Here is a 20975-nt window from a genome sequence, read left to right as displayed (position 1 = left end):
GCACCCGCACCAGCACGGCCGGGCCGGCGGCCGGGGGGATCGCGCGGGACAGCGCGGCCAGGTTCGTCGCCCCGGCGAACACCGTGAGGCAGGCACCCGCGAGCGCCAGCACGAAGTCGGCGGCCGGGCGGCGGGCCAGCGCGTACCCGCCGGCGGCGAGCGCGCCGAGCCCGGTGAGCAGCGTCCACACCTGCCCGGTGACCAGCTCGGCGAGCGTTCCGCCGACGCCGGGCGCGCCGGTGTCCAGCGCGCGGGCGACGGTGAGCACCACCGTGGCGGCGCCGCCCACTGCGAGCAGCGCGCCGACCGCGCGCAGCGCACGTACCCCGGCGGCGGTGCCACCAGGCGCCAGCCCGGCCGCGCCGATCAGCAGGAAGCCCAGCGTGGCGGCCACCCACCAGGGGTACGGGTCGGGCGGCGGCACCCAGTCCAGCGTGCCGCGTACGGCCCCGGTGGTGTCACCGGCGCGCAGCGGCACCGCCCAGTCGCGTACCCGGTGTTCCCGGCCCGGGGCGGCGGCGACGGCGGCCGGCGGAGCCTCCTCCCGCCACAGCGTGCGCTGGTCGTGCCAGCGGGCGGTGGGGCCGTCGTCGATCCGCCGCCAGTCGGGCGCGGCGGCCGGGTTCGCCTCGGCCGGCAGCCGGGTCTCCCCGGCCAGCGTCCGGTTCAGGTACGTGGCGGGGGAGTGACGGTTCTCGTACACGCCGCCCGGGCCGATGCGCAGGTACGGCTCACCGGAGTAGCCGAGCACGGTGACCTCGGCGCCGGTGTCGTTCGTCAGCTCCAGCCGCGCGCCGGCCTCCACCATGCGCGCGGTGAGTCCGGGGCGGTCCGGGTCGACGCCGCTGATCGTGGCGCGGTAGTCGGTGCCGTCGGGCGCGTCCGCGCCGTGCGCGGCGGCCGGTGCGGCGAGCGTGAGCAGCGCGGTGGCCGCGACGGCGAGCACCAGCGCGGCCCGGCGCAGGGGTGCGATCACTTGCCGGCCGCCTCCACCGCCGACTTGATCCCCTCGGGGCTGCGGTCCTGGAGCTCACTGCCGTTGACCTTGATGGTCGGGGTGCCGGTCACGCCGGACTTGCTCGCCTCGTCGGTGACGTGCTCGGTCCACGACCGGTACGTGCCGTCGGAGACGCAGGAGGCGAACTCGTCCCGGTTCAGCCCGACGCCCGCGCCGATGTCGACGAGTTCGTCGTTGCTGAGTCCGGCGCCGCCCTCCGGCGGCTGCTTGGCGAAGAGCTGGTCGGTGAACTCGCGGAACTTGCCGCCCTGCGCGGCGCAGCCGGAGGCGGCCGAGGAGCGGGTCGAGTATTCGGTGGTGGAGAAGCGGTTCAGGAACGCCACCGGGTGGAACACCAGCTTGGCCTTGCCCTCGCTGACGAGCTGGTTGAGGGTCTCGCCGTTGATCTGCTGGAACTGCTTGCAGGCCGGGCAGAGGTAGTCCTCGTACAGGTCGATCGTGACCGGTCCGGTGCCGAGCACGATGCCGGTGCCGGCGTCGTTGGCCCCGGGCGGGGCGGTGAACTCGTCGGACTTCTGGCTGGAGTAGACAGCCCAGCCGATGCCACCGGCGATGACGAGCACCAGCACCGCGGCGATCGAGGTCCAGAGCGTGCGCTTGCGCCGCTTCTCCCGGGCGATCTGCTCGCGTACGACGCGGGCCGCGTCCTTGCGCCCCTTGCGACTACTCATCGGTGTCCTCCACGGTGTCGTCGCCCGCCAGCCACCCGTCCACGGAGAACGGGGTGCGGGGCCAGATCAGCAGGAACCCGGCGAGTACCAGGAACCCGAGGTCCCGGAGGATCTCCGGGAGGTAGCTGGGCGTCTGGCCGGCGGCGAGCTGCCCGCCGCTGCCGAAACACCCGCAGTCGATGGCCAGGCCACGGGCCCAGGCCGAGGCGATGCCCGCGATGAAGACCACGAGCAGCGCCGCTGAGACGCCGGCGCTGACGCGGGTGGCAAGCCCGGCGAGCAGCAGGACGCCCAGGGCCAGCTCGACGAACGGCAGCGCCGCGCCGATCACCGTGGCCACGTCGTACGGCATCACCTGGTACGCGTTCACGGCCCGGCCGGAGGCGGCCAGGTCGCCGACCTTGGTGCCGCCGGCGATCAGCCACACGGCGGCGAGTCCGAGGCGGGCCGCGACGCCGAGCCAGGGCCGCAGGGCCTGCCAGCGGCCGGCCCGAGCTGAGGGGGAGGGGGTCACAGTCATTCGTCGTCCGAGCGCCACGAAAGGTTCCCGCTATCCGGCCAGCGTGTCGCCGACGGCGTCGACCAGTTCGTCGCGGGCGCGGGCGACCCGGGAGCGGATGGTGCCCACCGGCACCCCCTCCACGTCGGCGGCCTCGGCGTACGACAGGCCGAGCAGTTGGGTGAGCACGAACGCGGAGCGCCGCTCGGCGGACAGCCGGCGGACCAAATCGGTGGCGCCGAGCTGCCCGGCGGGGTCCGGGTAGGGGTGGTCGGTGGCGGCCTGGGCGGCGAGCCGCGCGTCGAGCCGACGGCGGCGTACGACGGTGCGCAGGTGGTCGGCGCAGGCCCGCCGCGCGATGCCGAGCAGCCAGGTCCGCACGCTGGAGCGCCCCTCGAAGCCGGACAGCGCCCGGAACGCCCGCAGGTACGTCTCCTGGGTGAGGTCGTCAGCGGTGTCCGGGTCGACGAGCGCGGCGGCGAAGCGCCACACCTCGGCCTGGGTGGCCCGGACGAAGGCGGCCTGCGCGTCGCGGTCGCCGCCGCGGGCGGCCAGCGCCCAGCCGGTGGCCGCGTCCCGGGCAGCGTCGGACGCCGACTCGGGGCGGTCGGCGGCGGTGTCGCGCGGGCCGGGGATCACGTCACCCGAGGTTACGCGGCGTACCTGGAGGGGACAGGGTCCTTCGACCCATTCCGTGGTCCCGCACACGCCGGGAACTTTTTCCGGCCGCCGTCCGACTACCCTCCCATGACCTCCGAGCAGGCCCGGCGTGGCGCGCGCCGCCGCACCGGGTGGGCGCTCGGTCACGCCCGCCGGAGACCGGCTCGCCGGACCCGCACCGGTTCGGGAACCATGGCGGTCATGACTGCTGCCGTACGCCGCCCGTCCCGGGTCGTCGCCGCCCGCTCCGGGGCCCTCGCCGGGCTGCTGCTCCTGCTGGTCGCCCTGCTGCTCGTGCCGTCCTCCCCGGCCGCCGCCCACGCGGTGCTGGTGAGCAGCAGCCCGGCCGCCTCCGCCGTGGTGCCCGAGGCGCCCGCGCAGGTGGTGATCACGTTCAGCGAGGGCGTCCGCAAGGTGCCCGGGAAGGTCCGGGTGATCGCCCCCGACGGCTCGCGGGCCGACCGGGGCGAGCCGACGTTCCGGGGCGCCGAGGTCACCATCCCGGTGGACCCGTCCGGCGGGCGCGGCACCTACCTGGTGAGCTACCGGGTCATCTCGGCCGACAGCCACCCCGTCTCCGGCGCCTTCACCTACTCCGTCGGCGCACCGTCCGAGCCACCCACCGACAGCGGTTCGGACAACCGGGCGAACCCGGTCACCGAGACCGCGGTGAAGGTGGCGAAGTACGCGGGCTACGTCGGGTTGCTGCTGCTCGTCGGCCCGGCGCTGGTGCTCGCCGCGCTCTGGCCGCGCCGGCTGTCCCGCCGGGGACCGGCGCGGCTGGCCTGGACCGGGCTGGGTCTGCTGGCGGTGGCCACGGTGGCCGAGGTGTGGCTTCAGGTGCCGTACGTCAACGGCGGCGGCCTGTTCGACGTGACCGGTTCGGGCCTGAGTGACGTGCTCGGCAGCGCCTACGGCACCACCCACCTGGTCCGGCTGGGTCTGCTCGCCGCGGCGGCGTTCCTGCTCCGGCCGCTGTTCGCCGGCCCGATCGGCCGTACCGACGGGATCATCCTGGCGGTCCTCGGCGGCGCGGCGCTGTTCACCTGGCCCCTGGCCGGGCACGCGGCGGCCTCGCCCGCGCCCGCGGTGTCGGTGGTGGTGGACGCGGTGCACCTGGGCGGCATGGCGGTGTGGCTGGGCGGCCTGGTCATGCTCGCGGTGTTCCTGCTGCGTCAGGCCGACGAGCGGGAGCTGGACGCGATCCTGCCGATCTGGTCCCGCTGGGCCGCGCTCGCGGTGGCCGCGCTGCTGCTGGCCGGCACGGTGCAGGGCCTGATCGAGGTGGCCGGTCTGCAGGCGCTGTTCGACACCACGTACGGCCGGCTCCTGCTCGCCAAGATCGCGCTGTTCGTGCTGGTGATCGGCGTGGCCGCGTACTCCCGGGCGCTGGTGCGGCGGCGGGTCGCCGCCGGCCGGCCGGGCTCGATGCGGCGGGCCGTGGTGGCCGAGCTGGTGATCACGGCGGTGGTGCTGGGCGTGTCGGCGACGCTCGTGCAGACCACCCCGGCACGCACCGCCGCCGCGAACGTCGCGGGCGGCGAGCAGGGCTACTTCTCGGCCACGCTGAGCAGCCCGATCTACTCGCTGGAGGTCCAGGTGGACCCGGCCGAGACCGGCAACAACTCGATGCACCTGTACGCCTACACCAAGGACAGCCGCCCGCAGCCGGTGCAGGAGTGGAAGGTCACCGCCGCGCTGCCGTCGGCCGGGATCGAGCCGATCACCGTCCCGCTGCTGCCGTTGAGCGACAACCACGCCACCGGCGAGATCAACCTGCCGGCCCGGGGCGACTGGCAGGTGCGCATCACCGTCCGTACGACCGACATCGACCAGGCCACGGTGACCGCCACCGTGCCGATCAAGTAATGGAAGGTCCCATCTGATGATCCGTCTCCGGCGCTCCGCGACAGTCGCCGCGCTGACCCTCACCGCCGTCGCCACGGCGGTGCTCGGCGTGGCCGGTCCGGCCTCGGCGCACGTCACGATCAACCCGGCCGAGGCCAAGCAGGGCGGCTACGGCCGGTTCGCGTTCCGGGTGCCGAACGAGAGCGACACGGCGTCGACAGTCAAGGTCGAGGTGAACCTGCCGGAGAACGCCCCGGTCGGCTCGGTCTCCACCATGCCGGTGGCGGGCTGGACGGTGGCGGTGGAGAAGCGCAAGGTCGACCCGCCGATCGAGGTGCACGGCAGTCAGCTCACCGAGGCGGTCTCCAAGCTGACCTTCACGGCCGCGCCGAACGGCGGCGTGAAGCCGGGCGAGTTCCAGGAGTTCCCGGTGTCGATGGGCCCGCTGCCGCAGGCCGACACGATGGTGTTCAAGGTGCTCCAGACGTACTCCGACGGCAACGTCTCCCGGTGGATCGAGGAGCCCACGCCGGGCGCGGAGGAGCCGGAGAACCCGGCGCCGGTGCTCACGCTGGCCGCGGCTGCGCCCGGCTCGTCCGCTGCGAGCGCGCCGGCCGCCGCAGCCGACGACGATGACGACGACGACGGCTCCGGCGCGGCCACCGCCCTCGGCGTGGCCGGCCTGGTCGCCGGCCTGGGTGGCCTGGCCCTCGGCGGTCTGGCGTTCGCGCGTACCCGGCGGGAGCCCGCCGCGAAGTCCTGAACGCGAGCCACGCACCGGCCCGGCGGAACGATCCGCCGGGCCGGTCGCCGTTCCGGCCCCGGTGCCGCCGATATCCGGCGATCGGCCGACCCCCGTCGGTAAGGTCGGCCGGGTAATCGGCTACCGAGAGGGACGACGCGAATGCGTTTCGTGCGCACGATCGCCGGCATGGTGCTGCTGGCGTTGGGGATTCCGGCGCTGCTGGCGGGCGGAGGTCTCTGGCTCGCCGCCCGGCACGCCGACCCCGATGGTGGCTTCGGCGCCCGGTTCGAGCCGGTCCGCACGCCGACGAGCGCGGTGGTCGTGGCCGACGTGGACGCGTTGCTGCGCGCCGACCTGCCGCTGGCGCGTACCGGGCAGGCCCGGCTGCACCTGACCGCGCGGGACGACGACGGCCCCGTCTTCCTCGGCCTCGCCCCGGCCGACCAGGTGCGACGGTGGCTGGCCGACGTCCCGCACAGCACCGTGCGCCGCGTCGCGGTCACCCGGGGCCCGCTGCCTGTCGACCTCGACCCGGCCACCGCCGGCGCCGCCACCGCCGCGCCGATGACTCAGCCCTTCTGGGTACGCGAGGGCGTCGGCTCCCTGGAGTGGAGCCCGGCGGAGCTGTCCGGCCGGTCGCTGAGCCTGGTCGTGATGCGCGTGGACGGCGCGGACGGGCTCGACCTGCGGATGCGTGCCGAGCTGCGGGCCGGGTGGTTCCCCGGGCTGGCGTGGGCGCTGCTGGCCGGCGGGACGCTGCTGGTGGTCCTCGCCGTGGCGGTGCTGCTCCGCCCGCTGCGCCCGCGTGAGGTGGTCTTCGTGGTCGAGCCGGACCAGGTGCCGGTGCTGGCCGGGCGTCTCGGCGTCACCTCGCTGAGCAGCCTGGGCCGGCAGCCGGGCCCGGCGTCGCGACCCGAGCGGCACCTGGTGGCGGTGGGCTCAGCCTCGGGCGGGCGGACCCGTGCGGCGATCACCGCGCCGCCCCGCCGGTGCCCCGACGACAAGCGTTGACGACGGGAGCCCGAACGGCCCTCCGCGCTGCCGACGCGGAGGGCCGTTCTTCACCGGGGGATCGGTGCTACCTGGGAGAAAACTGAGGTAGTTGATACCAGATTAGCGCTGATCGCCGTTTGTTGCGAGGTGTGTCCGTTCAGTCCGGGTCATCGGTTTCTCGCCCGCCTTCCGGCGGATCGGCAGCACCGCGAGCAGGAGCAGGCTGAGCAGCACGTACACGTTGCGGACGACGAAGTCGACGGGATCGTCCGTGTGCACGATGGCGGTACCCCAGTCCTGGAACGTCACCAACCCGTACACGATCGGCAGGCCGACGACGGCGACCAGCGCGAAGAGGCCGCCGCGACGGCGGGCCCCGGCGGGCGTCGCCGGATCGGCGTCCAACGCCGCGTCGACGAGCACCACCACCGCGGGAATGAACCAGTACAGGTGGTGGATCCACGTGATCGGGCTGACCAGCCCGCCCACCAGCCCGGTCAGTGTGAGACCCACCAGCGCGTCCCCCGCCCGGGCCGCCCGCGCGGCCCGCCACAGGCCGAACGCGGCCACCGCCAGCGCGAGCAGCAGCCACAGCAGCCGGTCCGGCTCGGCCGGCGCCGTCAGGCGGCTGAGCAGCCCGAACAGCGACTGGTTGCCGGTGTAGTCGGGGCGGCCGACCCGGTCGGTCACCCACAGCTCGTGCGTCCAGAACCGCCACGAGTCACCCGGCGCGACCGCCGCCGCCAGCAGCGTGGCCGCCGCCGCTGTCACCGCCGCCACGGCCGCCGCCCGCCACTTCCGGGCGGCCAGCAGGTAGAGCACGAAGATGCCGGGGAACAGCTTGAGCGCCGCGGCCAGGCCCACGCCCACACCCGCCCAGCGCCGCCCCTGCGGTACGGCGAACAGCAGGTCGGCCAGGATCAGCACCACCAGCAGCATGTTGATCTGCCCGAGCGTGAGCGTCTCCCGCGTGCTCTCCACCGCCAGCACCAGCAGCACGGCGACGGTCAGGCCGAACCCACGCGGCAGGTCGTGCCGCCGCAGCACCGGCAGCACCAGCCAGCGGGTGGTCACCACCACGGCGGCCACCGTCAGCACCGCGAAGGCGGCGATCGCCACCCCGAGCCGCAGATACCCGAACGGCGCCAGCAGCAGCGCCGCGAACGGCGGGTAGGTGAAGTAGAGCGCCCCCTGCACCCGGTCCGGCTGGACGTAGTCGTAGAGCGGGTGCCCGGCCGCCCACCAGTCCATCGCCGACATGTAGATCTTCTGGTCGTAGTAGTCGTGGCGCAGGTTGGGCAGGTAGAGCGCCGGCAGGATCGCGGCCAGCGCCAGCACCGTCAGCACCCGGCGAGCCGTACGCCCGCCCGCGTCGTCGCGGGCGACGGCGGGTGGGGCGACGGGTTCGGCTGGCACGCAGGAAACCCTAGCGGTCCACCTCGGCCGCCGGGCCGAGGCGCGGGCGCGTCGGCGGCGCGTAGTCTGTTCCGGTGGCTGATCTTCTCGTCTGGATCGACTGTGAGATGACCGGGCTCGACCTGCGGCGGGACGCCCTGATCGAGGTCGCCGCGCTCGTCACCGATCCCGACCTCAACGTGCTCGGTGACGGCGTGGACGTGGTGATCCACGCCGACGACGAGGCGCTCGACGGCATGCCGGAGATCGTGCGGACCATGCACGCCAAGTCCGGCCTCACCGAGGAGGTACGCCGCTCCACGGTGACGCTGGCCGAGGCCGAGGACATGGTGCTCGACTACGTGACCAGCTACGTCAAGGACCCGCGTACGGCCCCGCTGTGCGGCAACTCGATCGCCACCGACAGGGGCTTCCTGGCCCGCGACATGACCCGGCTCGACGCGCACCTGCACTACCGGATGATCGACGTGTCCTCGATCAAGGAGCTGTGCCGGCGCTGGTACCCGCGGGTGTACTTCGGGCAGCCGCAGAAGGGCCTGGCCCACCGGGCCCTCGCGGACATCCGGGAGAGCATCCGCGAGCTGGAGTACTACCGGCGGACCGTGTTCGTGCCGCTGCCGGGACCGGACGTCGAGGCCGCGAAGGCGATCGCCGCCCAGCTCTGACGCCCGCGCCGAACCCGGTGGACGGGGTCGGTGGGAGTGTGGCTATGATGAGTCCGCGCACCGCCCCGGGCGACCGGAGCGGCGAGCATGGTGGCTGTAGCTCAGTTGGCAGAGCACCGGGTTGTGGTCCCGGTTGTCGTGGGTTCAATTCCCATCAGTCACCCCACATGACGAAGCCCCCTCCTCCGGGAGGGGGCTTCGTCGTCATGTAGGTGGGTCAGGGGGTGGGCTCGACGCTCGGCGTACCGGCGTCCGGCGTGGTGTCGGCCGACGGCGGCTCGTACGGCAGGGCGCTGCCCTTGACGTACTCGTCCCAGCTCATGTTCCAGTCGGTCCAGCCGTTGCCGTTCTGGAGCTTGCGCTCGGTGCCCTTCACGGTGATCGGGTCACCGATGCGGGTGTTGGCGAACAGCCAGTTGCCTTCCTTCATCGAGACGTTGACGCAGCCGTGCGACACGTTCGTGCGGCCCTGCACGCCCTCGGACCACGGCGCGGCGTGGATGAACTCGCCGCCCCAGGTGAGCCGCTGGGCGTAGTCGATCTCGGTGCGGTAGCCCTCCTCCGGGCCCAGCTCCTCCAGGGTGTCGAAGACCGTGTGCCGGAGCTTCTCGATCACCACCATGGTGCCGCTGGAGGAGGGGGTGCTCTTCTTGCCCAGGCTCACCGGGATGGTCTTGACCACCTTGCCGTCGCGGGTGACGGTCATCCGCTTGGTGCGGTTGTCGACAGTCATCACGAACGACGGACCGATCTTGACGTCGACGCTGAGGTCGGCCCGGCCGTACCAGCCGCCGCCCAGCGGCAGCCCGCCGGCCTGCACCTTGTAGCTGACCGTGCTGTTGGCCTTCCAGAACGTCTTCGGCCGGTAGCGCACCTCGGTCGGGCTCACCCAGTGCCAGATGCCCTCCTGGGCCGGCTTCGAGGTGACTGTCATCCGGCGCTGGATGTCGTCGCGGTAGTCCTCCGGGATGGCCCGGCCGAACTTCACGATCAGCGGCATGCCCACACCCACGACCTGGTTGTCGCCCAGGAAGCTGGTGACCCGGACCTGCTTGGCCGGCTTCGCCATCGTGGTGAACGTGCTGGTGGCGGTGGCGGGCTTGCCGTCGTCGCCGGTGGCGGTGACGGTCGCCGTGTACGTCTGCCCGTACTCCAGGGCCGCTGACGGCAGCCAGCTCCCGCCGTCCGCCGCGAGCGTGCCGTCGACGACCTTGCCGGCGGCGTCCTTCAGCTCGACCGTGGTCTCCTGCGCCTCCTTCGTGGTGAAGGTGACGGCGGTGGACGCCGGTACGTCCTTGGCGTCGGCGGCGGGCTCGCTGATGGTGGCCGCCGCCTTCGGGGCCTTCTCGCCGCCGTCGCCGCCGCCCTGCCAGCTCGACGGCTCGTCGCCGCCGCCGCTGGTGCAGGCGGTCAGGGCCATCGCGGCGGCGAGCAGCCCGGCTGCCAGCGCACGGCGGCGGCCGACGCGTCGGGCGCTCGCGCCCCGGATCGGTTCGTCCTGGCCAGCTCGCATGACTCCCTCACAAGGTGATGCCGTTCCCCGTCGTCTCAGGTCAGACGCGCCGGAGCGGGTACGCGTTGCCGGACGTGAAACGGAACACCCCGCGCGGGTGTAACGATTCCACTGGCGTCCGGCGCTTCGTCGGAGGTGGCGTGTCCGACCACGTTACGCCGGTCAGAACGGCGCCGGCTGCCCGCCCTGCGGAACCGGCAGCGCGCTTCCGGCGACGAACTGCGACCAGCTCATGCTCCACGCCGTCCAGCCGTTGCCGGGGGCCAGGCGGCGCTCGGTGCCCTTCACCGTGATCGGGTCGCCCACCATCGTCTTGCCGAACAGCCACCGGCCGTTCGCCATCGACACGTTCACGCAGCCGTGCGAGACGTTGCGGCGCCCCTGCACGCCCTCGGACCAGGGCGCGGCGTGGATGTACTCGCCGCCCCAGGTGATCCGCTGAGCGAAGTCGATCTCGGTGACGTAGCGGTTGGCCGGGTCCGGTTCGCTGCGGGTGTCGAAGACGGTGGACTCCTTCTTCTCCATCACCACCATCGTGCCGCTGGAGGAGGGGGTGCTCTTCTTACCCAGGCTCACCGGCAGCGTACGGATCACCGTGCCGTTCTCGGAGACCGTCATCTGCTTGGTGGCGTTGTCCACGGTCATCTCGAACGCGCGGCCGATCTTGGCGGTGGCGCTGCGGTCGATGTTGCCGTACCGGCCGTTGCTCAGCGGGATCCCGGCCAGCGCCAGCCGGACCGTGATCGTGGTGCCGGTCTTCCAGTACTCCGGGGCCCGGTAGTACGCCTGCGTACCGTTGTCGACCCAGTGCCAGGCGCCGGGCTGCGGCGGGTCGGTCTGCACGAACATCCGCTTCTGCACCGCGGCGCGGTCCTTCTTCGGGATGCCCGGGGAGAACTCGGCGACCACCGGCATGGCCACCCCGTACGTCTTGCCGCTGAACATGTAGAGGCCGGAGCCGATCATCGACTTGGGCTTGGCCATCGTGGTGAACGTGCTGGTGCCCTGGTAGGTCTGGCCGTCCTTGCCGGCGCCGGTGACCGTGGCGGTGTACTTGGTGCCGTACTTCAGCGCTGCCGACGGCACCCAACTGGAGCCGTCGCGCCGCATCCGCCCGGCGACATTCGTCCCGTCGGCGGCGGCGAGCACCACCTTCGACACGGTGCCGCCACCGGGGATGCGGGCGCTGATCTCGGTGCTGACCGGCCGGGCGTTCGCGCCGTCGGCGGGGCTCACCGTCAGCGGCGGGGCGGCGGCGTTGTCGCTGGGTGCGACGCTCGGGTCGGGCGCGGAGGACGAGACGCCGCCCACCTGCTGCTGGCCGGGCACGAACTCCGGCTTCTCCCCCTCGTCGCCGCCGCCGCATCCGGTCAGCGCCAGCGACGCCGTCAGGACCAGGACGCCCACCGTCGCCCCGGCCCGCGCGAACCTGCCCATGCCCACCCCTGTCATCGCGTGCCTGGCGGACATCGTGCCGTATCGACGCTCACACGCCCGCCCCCGCGCCGGATCGGATGACCGTTTTGACCGCTTTCGCCGGTTAAGCTCGTCCGAAGGGTGGACCCCGGTATCGGATTGGAACCCGCCTCGGCGGGCGTGCTAATCTTCTTCCCGTTGTCAGCGAGCGCCGCTAGCTCAACTGGCAGAGCAGCGGACTCTTAATCCGCGGGTTCGGGGTTCGAGTCCCTGGCGGCGCACCAACGATCAAGGCCTTGACCAGGCGTTCCACGCCGGTCAGGGCCTTTTTCGCGTACGGCGCCCGCTGCGCCCGGGTCGACCGCCGGTCGGTGGAGCGCCACGTGTGTCCGTCGGTGCGGTTTGTGTGGTCGACCTAAGCTGATCATGATCGCAACGACCACGATGGACGGTCGGGCGACCACGATCAGAACGGGAGAACGACATGAAAGCCTTCCGACGGCCGCGGATCCGTAGCCTCGTCGCCGCCGCCTCGGTCGCGGGCGCGCTGGTGCTCGGCCTTGGTGCGCCCGCGTACGCGGATTACTCGAGCCCGACCTACTCGACGTTGAAGGCCTGCAACGAGGCCCGGCCCAAGTACCAGTCGTCGTGGACGAAGCCGCAGGCGTGCCGTCCCATGTACAACTGGGACGGCACGAAGGTGATCGGTTACGCGTTCCTGGTGAAGACCCAGGGCTAGTGAGGTCGCCCGCCGGGCTGCCGGGAGCGGCACCGGCGGGCGTCCACCCGCCTTCGGCGTCGGTCCTCGCGGCCAAGGGAGGGACAGTGCGCGCCGCACCCGCCGGCAGCCCGGACACGATCCTCGTCTGCATCCGGGGCAACTCCGGCTCGGGCAAGAGCAGCATCGCCCGCGAGCTGCGACGCCGGCACGGCCGGGGGTGCGCCCTCGTCGAACAGGACTACCTGCGCCGCATCGTCCTGCGCGAACGGGACAAGCCCGGCGGCGTCGCCCCCGCGTTGATCGAGCAGACCGCCCGGTTCGCCCTCGACCACGGCTACCACGTGATCCTGGAAGGCATCCTCTGCACCGGGCGCTACCGCGAGGTGCTGACCTCGCTGCGCGACGGCCACCGGGGGCGGTCGCTGTTCTGCTACCTCGACGTGTCGCTGGCCGAGACGCTGCGCCGGCATCTGACCCGCCCGCAGGCCGGTGACTTCACCGCCGAACAGATGAGCGGCTGGTACGCCGCGCACGACGTCCTGGGCTGGCCCGGCGAACTCGTCCTCCCGGAGACCACCGGCCTGGACGAGGCGGTCGAGGCGATCGCGGCCGCCTCCGGGCTGCCCCAGGACGGGCGCGACGACGACAGACGCTAGCCGGCGTCAAGGTCGCGGTGGATGGCACCCCGGCGACGCTGCCGTCCCTGCCCGCCGACCTGATCGTGCAGACGTCCGACGCCCACGACGAGCTGTCCGTCTTCATGCCGGGCCGCAACACGATGGCCAAGTACTGCACAGTGGTCCTGCGCCTGCTCGACGCCGTCCCGCCCGACGGCGACCGGTTCGTCGACCTCGCGCGTCTGTGTCAGGAGGTGCGGCCCGACGGCGTACTGAGCAGCGCGCCCGTCGAACGCCGACCGGAGTGACCCACGGAGGACTTGAGCGCTGAACCGGCCCGCAGCCCGGATATCAGAAGGTCGACCACACCTTGACGATCGGCGCCGCAGTGCTTTCGGACTGGTAATCGTCGTCGCCTGTCACGTCGCTGGCGTTGCGCATGATGATCACCAACACGTCACTGCGCGGAAGAGGACGATCCCGGCGCCCGAATGCGACGAAAATCGCTCGATGTTCTGACGGTACGAATCTTTTTCCGCGGCCACTGTTCGGCGCTCCGCGCTGGACCGATGACCTGCCCGAGCGGCTGGGGTGACGCCGTCCGCCGTCATGTCGGTGTGTCCATGAGTCTGACTGGTCCGGCACTGCCTCCCGATGGACGAGTGCCGCATCGGCTAATTGTTCGATCAATGACGACTACGCCGTGTCATATTCGAAGATGGCGATGCGTGAAAATAGTTCGCAATGGTGGAGTGGTTCGCGCGAGGTCAGTTGACTGCGGCAACCATCTACTGATCTGCGGTTTTGAAGATCGGTTCGTCCGCCCGGCGCTGCCACTCGTGGATGCGGCGGCCGTCGCAAGCTCCACTGTGGAGGGCGAGTCTCGTTACTGAGCGTGGTTACTCGTTGATGGGATGTCCAGTTCGGAGTGATCCGTCCTGACGGAACGTGTCCGACCTTGTGCGCTGAGGCAGGGCACCCTTAGAGTCCCGCTCGCACAACTGGAAAGCACACGGGGGAGGGTTTGTGGCACGTCGAGTGACGGCCACTGTCCGTTCGTGCCTGGCTGCGGGTGTCGCCGTACTGACGGCGGCCGCGTTGGCGGGCGTACCGGGAGAGCCGGCGGAGTATCTCGCCGCTGGCCCGGACGGCGTGACAGGCGGCGTGGAGAGCCGGACCGATGAAGCGGTGTCCCTTCGGGCCGCCCGCGAGTCCGGCAAGCCGGTGCAGGTCAAGAGCCTCACGTCGGAGACGACAGAGGTCTTCGCACTGCCGGACGGTCAGTTCCGGGCCGAGCTGTCGATCGGCGCGAGCCGGATCCGGCGCGGTGACCAGTGGGTTCCGGTCGATCTGACCCTGCGCAAGGGCGCGGACGGGCGGATCGCCGCCGTCGCCCACCCCTTCGATCTCGTCGTCTCCGGCGCGCAACCGAGCGGGACGCCGGAACTGGCCGTCCTCGGCCACGGAGCGGATCGGCTCGCGGTCGGCTGGGCCGGCCGGCTGCCCGAGCCGAAGCTGGACGGCGGACGGGCCACCTATGTCGACACGCTGCCCGGGGTGGACCTGGTCGTCGAGGCGACCCGCGCCGGCATGGAGGCGTTCTTCGTCGTCAAGGACCGCAGCGCCGTGAAGCAGGTCGCCCGGCTCACACTGCCGATCACCGGGCCGAACGCCGCCCGGGCGGTCCGCGACGCCGGCGGCAACACCGCCATCGAGGACGCCGCCGGCCGGGTGGTCGCGCGCACCCCCGCACTGCGGATGTGGGACGCGCGGGTCGACGCGCTCGGCAACCCCACCGCCGAGACGGCTGTCGCATCCACGATCGCCCCCGCCGCCGAGGCCCGTGGAACCGGCGGGCTCGACCTGACGCTGACCCCGGACCTGCGCTGGCTGAACGACTCCAAGCGGCAGTACCCGATCGTCATCGACCCGACGATCAACCCGGTGTACACCACGTTCGACACGTACATCCAGGCCGGCGACACGGTCAACCGGGGCGGCACCGACGACCTCCGGCTGGGCCGGCTCGGTCCGACCGGGCCCGTCACCCGGTCGTTGCTGCGCTGGGACACCACGGCCTTCGTCGGTAAGCAGATCACCTCCGCCACCGTCTCGTTCTGGAACTGGTGGTCGCCCCTGTGCGAGGGCCGGTCGTGGGAGCTCTGGACCGTGGGCGCGGTGGCCGACGACATGATCTGGGACACCCAGCCGGCGTGGAACAACCAGGAGGCGACCACGCTCGCCACAGCCGGCTACGACGCCAGCTGCAACGACGCCTGGATCGGGATCAGCGGGACCACGTTCTTCCAGCGCGCGGCGAACGCCGGTGACACCCGCGCCGACATGGGTCTTCGGGCCACCGACGAAACCGATTCGAAGTCCTTCAAGCAGTTCCGCTCCCGCAACGCCGCAGCCAGTACCGAGGTGCCCAAGGCCAGCGTCACCTACAACTCGTGGCCGACCGTGACGGCCCGGTCGACCGTCCCCGCCACCACCTGCGCGACCGGCTCGGGCCGTCCCCTCGTCAACACGCTGACGCCGCAGCTCAAGGCCACCGTCGCCGACGGTGACGGCACCGCGATGACGGTCACCTTCGAGTGGTGGGCGATGAACGCGGAGAAGGCGATCGGATCGGCGTCGTCCAGCAACGTCGCCTCCGGTGCCACAGTGGCGGCGACCGTTCCCGCCGGCGCCTTCGTCGACGGCGGTATCTACCGCTGGCGGGTGAAGGCCGCCGACGGCGTCTCCGGCAGCGACGTCTGGTCGTCGTTCTGCGAGGTGCAGGTGTACACCACGGCCACTCCGGTCACCGGCTGCACCGGCGGAACGGACAGCGACTTCAACGGCGACGGCGTCGCCGACATCGCGATCGCCGACCCGGAGGCCACTGTCAACGGTCAGATCCGGGCCGGCCGGATCAACGTCACGTACGGCGGCAGCACCACCGTGCACACCCTGCACGAGGGCGGCGCCAACATGCCCGGTGCAGCCGAGGCGGGCGACCGCTTCGGCACGTCGATCGCCGCGTACGACGCCAACAACGACGGCTGCACCGACCTGGCGGTCGGCGTGCCGAACCAGGCCGTCAGCGGACAGGCCCAGGCCGGTGTCGTCTACGTGCTGTTCGGATCACCCGCCGGCCTCGCGCAGGGCCCGCCCGCCGTCTGGTACCACCAGGACAGCGCCAACGTCCCCGACGCGGCCGAGGCGTACGACTGGTTCGGCTTCGCGGTCGCCGGCAGCCGGACGGCCGGCGGTGAGCCGTACCTCGTCATCGGCGCGCCCGGTGAAGGGCTGACCGGCGGCGCGCTGGCGGGCATCGTCCACTACCTCCGGGGCAACGTCAACGTGGCGATGTCCCAGGGCAGCGGCATCCCGGGCGCGGCCGAGATCGACGACCGGACGGGCTATGCGGTGGCCGCCTCCACGTACCACTGGGCGGTCAGTTCCCCGGGCGAGGCGATCGGCACCGAGGCCTTCGCCGGAGCGGTGAACGTCTTCAGCCACACGTTGAGCAACGGGTTGCCGACCCTCGCCGCCGGCCTGGAGCAGAACGTCGCCAACGTCTCGAACGACGCCGAGGCCAACGACAACTTCGGCAAGTCGATCTCGATCGCGCCGTACCGGCCCGTCGGTGCTCCCGCCGGCCAGGCCGACTCGCTGGTCGTCGTCGGTGTGCCGGGTGAGGACCTGGTCGTCGCGGCCACCAACACCCCGGCACCGGATGCCGGGCTCGTGCACCGGTTCCACGTCACGGCTGCGAACACCTTCACCGAACTGCCCGCGATCACGTACGCCTCGGAGGACGGCGACTACCTCGGCGAGAAGGTCGTGGTGGTGAACACCGCGCCGGGCAGTGAGGGCACCAACGCGACGATGTTCGTCGCGATCGGCGTGCCGGGTGAGGACGCGGGCACGTCGGTGGCCGACTCCGGACGGGTACGCGTCTTCCCGGCGCTGGCGAATCCGATCGGCACCCCGACCACGCTGCACCGGGAATCGGGCGGTATGCCGGGGACGGCCGGCGCCCAGGAACTGGTCGGCGCCTCGCTCTCGGCCACCTCGGAGCGGCTCTACGTGGGCACTCCCTACGGCGCCGACGCCGTCTACGGGTTCACCTGGTCCGATCTGAAGGCGGGCAACACGGTCCCGAGCGTCACCTGGCAGCCGGGACAGGGCGGTCTCCCCACCGGGCACAGCACGTTCGGGGCGGCGATCAGCTGATGAAGACCATCGACATGAGCAGTTATCCAGCGGGGGAGGACCAGAGGGTGGCCCGTCGTACGAGAAAACGGGGCCGGGTGTTCACGCTCGGGCTCACGCTCGGCCTCGCCGGCCTGATGTCCACGGTGGTGTTCGTCCAGCCCCCGGAGCCGGCGCCGCGTACCGCCGCGGCGTCGGAGGACCTCGTCCGGGACACCGAGGCCGAGGCGCTGGTGGCCGCCAGGGCACTCAACCAGCCGGTCGAGGTGCTGGCGCACCGCACGGAGTACCGCGACGTCTTCGCGCAGCCGGATGGCACGCTCATCGCCAACGGCCACACCCAGCCGGTGCGGGTCACCCAGGGAGACGCCTGGGTGCCCGCCGACTCCACCCTGGTCGTTCAGCCCGACGGCTCCTACGGCCCGGCCGCCGCGCTGCTCGGCATGCAGCTCTCCCAGGGCGGCACCGCACCGCTGATGGTGGTCACCCGGGACCAGAAGAGCATGACTCTGACCTGGCCGCACGGGCCGCTTCCCGCTCCCGTGGTCGAGGAGAGCAAGGCGACCTACCCGAACGTGTTCCCGGATGTCGACCTGGTCGCGAACGTCACCGTCGAGGGCTTCTCGCACGTACTCGTGGTCAAGACGCCGGAGGCGGCCGATCTGCCGGAACTCCAGAACCTCCGGCTCGGCGTCGCCGCGGTGGGCCTGACCATCGAGGAGACGGCCGAGGGTGGTGTGGTCGCCCTGGACCCGGTCACCGGCAACCCGGTCCTGGAGGCGGACGCGCCGACCATGTGGGACAGCGGAAGCCAGGAGGGGGGCGATGCGGCCGCGGCGCGGTCGCTGGACACCTCGTCCACCGACCCGGGTGCGGCCTCGGCCGAAGGGCCGGGCGACACGTCGGAGGTGGCTCCGGTCGGCCTCGACTACTCGGACAACACCCTCACCCTCACCCCGGACCGGTCCATGCTCACCGATCCGGAGGCCTCGTTCCCGCTGTACATCGACCCGGTCTGGCAGAGCAGCACCAACAGCGCATGGGCGATGGTGGACAGCGGCTACCCCAACGAGGAGTACTGGAAGTTCGACGGCAAGCGGCACGAACGCATCGGCCTCTGCCCCAGCTCCTGCAACAACTCGAAGATCAAGCGCCTGTTCTACCGGCTCGCCACGCCGTACTCGGGCAAGACGATCCTGGAGGCCACCTTCCGGGTCACCCTGCAGCACGTCTACAACTCGACCGCGCGGGCGGCGGCGCTCTACCTGATGCCGGCCGGGATCACCTCCTCCACCAACTGGAGCAACCAGCCCGGCGGCTCGGGCTGGTCCGGAGCGACGCACCTCGCCACCAGCTCACCGACCAAGACGCAGGCCACCTGCACCTCCACCAACCAGAACACGGAGTGGAACGCGAAGGCCGCGGTGCAGCAGGCGGTGACCAAGGGCTGGAGCAACGTGACCCTCGGCCTGCGGTCGGTCAGCGAGAGCGACTCGACGCACACCAAGCGGTTCTGCGACAACGGCGTCCTCTCGGTCCGCTACAACCGGGCTCCGGTGATCGCCAACCTCAACGAACTCACCATGTCCCCCGGCGGGCAGTGTGTGTACGGCTCCGGCGCGCCCTACGTGGACGTGCCGCCGCGGCTGAACGCGGTGCTGCGGGATCCGGACCACTCCTCGGCTCACACCGAGCAGATCAAGGCCGAGTTCAAGGTGACCTGGACGCCGGCCGGCGGGACGTTGCAGACGCGCTCGTACACCACTCCGCTGAAGGCCAGCGGATCGGTCTTCTCGTACACGGTCCCGAGTGACATCGCGCAGAACGTCCCCATCTCCTGGGAGGTACGGGCCAGCGACAACACCAGCTGGGGTCCGTGGAGCAGTGAGGGCTCGCGCAACGTCTGTCAGTTCCTCTACGACAAGACCAGCCCCAGCGCGCCCGACGTCGACTCCGCGGTGTACCTGCCGCAGGACGCGGCCGACAACGGGACGGCGAGCGCGTCGAACTGCATCGAGAGCGACGAGTGGCTGGGTTCGATCGGTGTGCCCGGCAACTTCGTCTTCGACTCCGCCGCCACGGACGTGGTGGAGTACCGGTACGGCTTCAACACCAACCCGGCGCCGGGGGTGAACGTGCTTCGGCCGACGACCGACGGCGGGCCGGTCACCCTGCCGAACTGGTACCCGGACAAGGAGGGCCCGCGGACGATCAACGTCCAGGCCGTCGACCGGGCCGGTCGGTCGAGCAGCATCGCCTCGTGCACGTTCCGGGTGGGCAAGCGACCGCCGACCGCCCAGTGGTCGCTCGGCGAGGTCGCGGGCGAGGACGGCGCCGGCGACGGGCTCGGTGACAACGACGCGACGGCTGGAAGTGGCGTCACGTTCGGGGTCGAGGGTCCGGGCGGGACGTCCGACACGGCCGCCCGGTTCGACGGGACGGCCGACGCCCACCTCACGACCAGCAAGCCGGTCCTGACCGACACGTCGGCGAGCTTCGCCGTCACCGGCTGGTTCAAGGTCGACGATGCCGGCCGGCGGCAGGTGGCGGTCAGCCAGGACGGCACCGGTGAGCCCGGGTTCGCGCTGGGCGTCGAGGGCGGATCCTGGTTCTTCCGGATGCCGGTCAACGACGTCAACTCACTGGGCCGCTGGCAGGTCGACGGTGCGGCGGCCACGACGGGTTGGACGTACGTGACGGCCATCTTCGACGGGCCGAAGAAGGAGATGTCGCTCCAGGTCGGGAACAACGCCCCGCGCATCGCCCAGCGCAGGTCGCTGACCAAGGCGCGCGGTCCGCTCCAGATCGGCCGTGTGCTGACCAAGAGCGGTTACGCCGACAACTGGGAAGGGGCGATGGCGGACGTCTCCGTCTTCGACCGGCTGATCATCGCCGACGAGGTCACCGGCCTGCAGAAGACGGCGCCGAGCCGCAAGGCGTACTGGCGGTTGAACGCGGAGACCAACAAGGTCAGTCCCGAGGAGCGCGGTGGCGCGGGACTCACTCTGGGCAGCGGTGCGACGGTCTTCAAGCACCCGGTCCTGTCGCTGCTCGGCGGTGGTCACCTCGCGCTGACCGGTAACGCGGACAGCTACGCCAGCACGTCGACCAACGCGGACATGGCGGGCAGTTTCTCGATCAGCGCCCGGGTCAAGCTGACCAGCAACTGTGCCGGTACCCCGATGACCGTCTTCTCGCAGAAGGGCACCAACGGCAGTTCGGTCGTCGTGCGCTGCAACAACGCCGGGCAGTGGGAACTGGCGATGGCGAGCACCGACACGGTGGCGCCGGAGTGGACCACGAAGGCCACGGATGAGGCGCCGAAGCTCGTCGGCAAGGGTGACCACCTGACCCTCGTCTACAACGGCTACGCCCGCGAAATGGCCCTGTACGTCAACGGGTCCTTCACCGAGGCGATCCAGCTGGTGTCGCCGTTCGTCGCCACCGGTGGGGTGCAGCTCGGCCGCGCCTGGCTCGACGGCGCCTTCAAGGAGCACCTGTCCGGCGCCGTCGACGACGTCCGGGTCTACGACGGCGTCGCCGACAAGGTCCTGATCGAGAAGCTCAACGTCCAGGTCCGCGAACAACTCTCGCTCTGACGTGACAGGCGGTGGGCCCGCCCGCTCCCGGGCGGGCCCACCGGCACGCGAGACCTTTCCCCGTTCTTCTCCCCAACCCCTGGAGGGGTGATGTTCTCCCGACTCCTGGTCCGGTCCGGCGGGTTCGTCCGCCACACCGTACGACCGGTTTCCTGGGTGATGGCCGGTGTCATGGCCGCCGGCTTCATCCAGATCGCGACCCCACCCGCCTCGGCCGAGGCGAAGCCGAACCGTCCGTCGACCACGGACGCGTCGAAGGTTCTGCCCAAGCGCGACCCGCTGCCGGCCAAGCCGAAGGCGGCCAACCCGGCGGTGGCTGCCGCCTCCACCGCCCCGGCGAAGGTCACCTGGCCCGCCGCCGGCGCCGCGGACATCACCGTGCCGGCGCCCG

17 protein-coding genes and 2 tRNA genes are annotated in these 20975 nt (G+C 71.7%); 12 read left to right on the top strand and 7 right to left on the bottom strand.

The annotated features are described in order from the left end of the window. The 4 genes from ACPCK6_RS25840 to ACPCK6_RS25825 form a co-directional block, all read right to left on the bottom strand. Positions 1–976: hypothetical protein (locus ACPCK6_RS25840; protein ID WP_423482471.1), on the bottom strand; the 976-nt coding region annotated here is incomplete at its 3' end. After that, positions 973–1689 (bottom strand): thioredoxin domain-containing protein, encoded by a 717-nt coding sequence (locus tag ACPCK6_RS25835; RefSeq protein ID WP_030270220.1) that lies wholly within the window; start codon positions 1687–1689, stop codon positions 973–975. The genes ACPCK6_RS25840 and ACPCK6_RS25835, both read right to left, overlap by 4 nt. Next, positions 1682–2209, bottom strand: coding sequence for a MauE/DoxX family redox-associated membrane protein (locus ACPCK6_RS25830; RefSeq protein ID WP_423482470.1), 528 nt, complete (start codon positions 2207–2209; stop codon positions 1682–1684). The genes ACPCK6_RS25835 and ACPCK6_RS25830 overlap by 8 nt, the downstream gene beginning before the upstream one ends. Before the next feature lie 30 nt (positions 2210–2239). After that, positions 2240–2827: a sigma-70 family RNA polymerase sigma factor gene (locus ACPCK6_RS25825; RefSeq protein ID WP_423482469.1), complete on the bottom strand. Its 588-nt coding sequence runs from the start codon at positions 2825–2827 to the stop codon at positions 2240–2242. Positions 2828–3049: 222 nt separating this feature from the next. Between ACPCK6_RS25825 and ACPCK6_RS25820 the strand changes: the two genes are divergently transcribed. The 3 genes from ACPCK6_RS25820 (at position 3050) to ACPCK6_RS25810 (ending at position 6452) form a co-directional block, all read left to right on the top strand. Further along, positions 3050–4717, top strand: coding sequence for a copper resistance CopC/CopD family protein (locus ACPCK6_RS25820; RefSeq protein ID WP_396880152.1), 1668 nt, complete (start codon positions 3050–3052; stop codon positions 4715–4717). Between the two features lie 16 nt (positions 4718–4733). Then, positions 4734–5459 carry a YcnI family copper-binding membrane protein gene (locus ACPCK6_RS25815; RefSeq protein ID WP_396880153.1) on the top strand — a complete coding sequence of 242 codons (726 nt, stop codon included), beginning with the start codon at positions 4734–4736 and terminating at the stop codon, positions 5457–5459. A gap of 141 nt (positions 5460–5600) precedes the next feature. Further along, on the top strand, positions 5601–6452 hold the full coding sequence (locus tag ACPCK6_RS25810; RefSeq protein ID WP_423482468.1) for a hypothetical protein: 852 nt from the start codon (positions 5601–5603) through the stop codon (positions 6450–6452). A 102-nt stretch (positions 6453–6554) separates the two neighbouring features. Here the strand turns inward: ACPCK6_RS25810 and ACPCK6_RS25805 are convergent, their stop codons facing one another. Further along, a complete protein-coding gene (locus ACPCK6_RS25805; RefSeq protein WP_396880155.1) occupies positions 6555–7850 on the bottom strand; it encodes a glycosyltransferase family 87 protein in 1296 nt (431 codons plus the stop codon). 74 nt (positions 7851–7924) lie between these two features. On the opposite strand from ACPCK6_RS25805, the gene orn reads away from it, so the two are divergent. Both orn and ACPCK6_RS25795 read left to right on the top strand, forming a co-directional pair. Further along, the gene (gene orn / locus ACPCK6_RS25800; protein WP_013474266.1) at positions 7925–8515 is read left to right on the top strand and encodes an oligoribonuclease; all 591 of its coding nucleotides are present in this window, start codon (positions 7925–7927) and stop codon (positions 8513–8515) included. A gap of 90 nt (positions 8516–8605) precedes the next feature. Beyond that, a tRNA-His gene (locus ACPCK6_RS25795) sits at positions 8606–8681 on the top strand. Between the two features lie 51 nt (positions 8682–8732). On the opposite strand, the gene ACPCK6_RS25790 is transcribed toward ACPCK6_RS25795, so the two are convergent. Both ACPCK6_RS25790 and ACPCK6_RS25785 read right to left on the bottom strand, forming a co-directional pair. Beyond that, positions 8733–10028: a L,D-transpeptidase gene (locus ACPCK6_RS25790; RefSeq protein ID WP_396880156.1), complete on the bottom strand. Its 1296-nt coding sequence runs from the start codon at positions 10026–10028 to the stop codon at positions 8733–8735. Between the two features lie 162 nt (positions 10029–10190). Beyond that, on the bottom strand, positions 10191–11465 hold the full coding sequence (locus tag ACPCK6_RS25785; protein WP_423482467.1) for a L,D-transpeptidase: 1275 nt from the start codon (positions 11463–11465) through the stop codon (positions 10191–10193). Between the two features lie 187 nt (positions 11466–11652). Between ACPCK6_RS25785 and ACPCK6_RS25780 the strand changes: the two genes are divergently transcribed. From ACPCK6_RS25780 to ACPCK6_RS25750, 7 genes are all read left to right on the top strand, one after another. Then, positions 11653–11728 (top strand) — tRNA-Lys (locus tag ACPCK6_RS25780). A gap of 200 nt (positions 11729–11928) precedes the next feature. After that, complete coding sequence (locus tag ACPCK6_RS25775; protein ID WP_396880158.1) at positions 11929–12183, top strand: hypothetical protein; 255 nt, start codon at positions 11929–11931, stop codon at positions 12181–12183. Between the two features lie 86 nt (positions 12184–12269). Next, positions 12270–12821, top strand: coding sequence for a kinase (locus ACPCK6_RS25770; protein ID WP_423482466.1), 552 nt, complete (start codon positions 12270–12272; stop codon positions 12819–12821). A 17-nt stretch (positions 12822–12838) separates the two neighbouring features. Then, positions 12839–13090, top strand: coding sequence for a hypothetical protein (locus tag ACPCK6_RS25765; protein ID WP_396880160.1), 252 nt, complete (start codon positions 12839–12841; stop codon positions 13088–13090). Between the two features lie 718 nt (positions 13091–13808). After that, positions 13809–17006: a hypothetical protein gene (locus ACPCK6_RS25760; protein ID WP_423482465.1), complete on the top strand. Its 3198-nt coding sequence runs from the start codon at positions 13809–13811 to the stop codon at positions 17004–17006. 116 nt (positions 17007–17122) lie between these two features. Next, positions 17123–20584: a LamG-like jellyroll fold domain-containing protein gene (locus tag ACPCK6_RS25755; protein WP_423482472.1), complete on the top strand. Its 3462-nt coding sequence runs from the start codon at positions 17123–17125 to the stop codon at positions 20582–20584. A gap of 90 nt (positions 20585–20674) precedes the next feature. Next, the coding region (locus ACPCK6_RS25750; protein ID WP_423482464.1) for a hypothetical protein at positions 20675–20975 on the top strand (301 nt) is incomplete at its 3' end.

The sequence above is a fragment of the Micromonospora sp. AB353 genome, assembly GCF_049538395.1.
GTDB lineage: Bacteria > Actinomycetota > Actinomycetes > Mycobacteriales > Micromonosporaceae > Micromonospora > Micromonospora aurantiaca.
The sequence above is the reverse complement of the archived record's forward strand: the minus strand, read 5'-3'. Positions and strand labels throughout refer to the sequence as shown.

Bases quoted from the DNA above. Each gene is read 5' to 3' on its own strand.
- ACPCK6_RS25830 (WP_423482470.1), bottom strand. From the start codon at position 2,209: ATGACTGTGACCCCCTCCCCCTCAGCTCGGGCCGGCCGCTGGCAGGCC.
- ACPCK6_RS25790 (WP_396880156.1), bottom strand. From the start codon at position 10,028: ATGCGAGCTGGCCAGGACGAACCGATCCGGGGCGCGAGCGCCCGACGC.
- ACPCK6_RS25755 (WP_423482472.1), top strand. From the start codon at position 17,123: ATGTCCACGGTGGTGTTCGTCCAGCCCCCGGAGCCGGCGCCGCGTACC.
- ACPCK6_RS25785 (WP_423482467.1), bottom strand. From the start codon at position 11,465: ATGGGCAGGTTCGCGCGGGCCGGGGCGACGGTGGGCGTCCTGGTCCTG.
- ACPCK6_RS25810 (WP_423482468.1), top strand. From the start codon at position 5,601: ATGCGTTTCGTGCGCACGATCGCCGGCATGGTGCTGCTGGCGTTGGGG.
- ACPCK6_RS25835 (WP_030270220.1), bottom strand. From the start codon at position 1,689: ATGAGTAGTCGCAAGGGGCGCAAGGACGCGGCCCGCGTCGTACGCGAG.
- ACPCK6_RS25820 (WP_396880152.1), top strand. From the start codon at position 3,050: ATGACTGCTGCCGTACGCCGCCCGTCCCGGGTCGTCGCCGCCCGCTCC.
- ACPCK6_RS25815 (WP_396880153.1), top strand. From the start codon at position 4,734: ATGATCCGTCTCCGGCGCTCCGCGACAGTCGCCGCGCTGACCCTCACC.
- ACPCK6_RS25775 (WP_396880158.1), top strand. From the start codon at position 11,929: ATGAAAGCCTTCCGACGGCCGCGGATCCGTAGCCTCGTCGCCGCCGCC.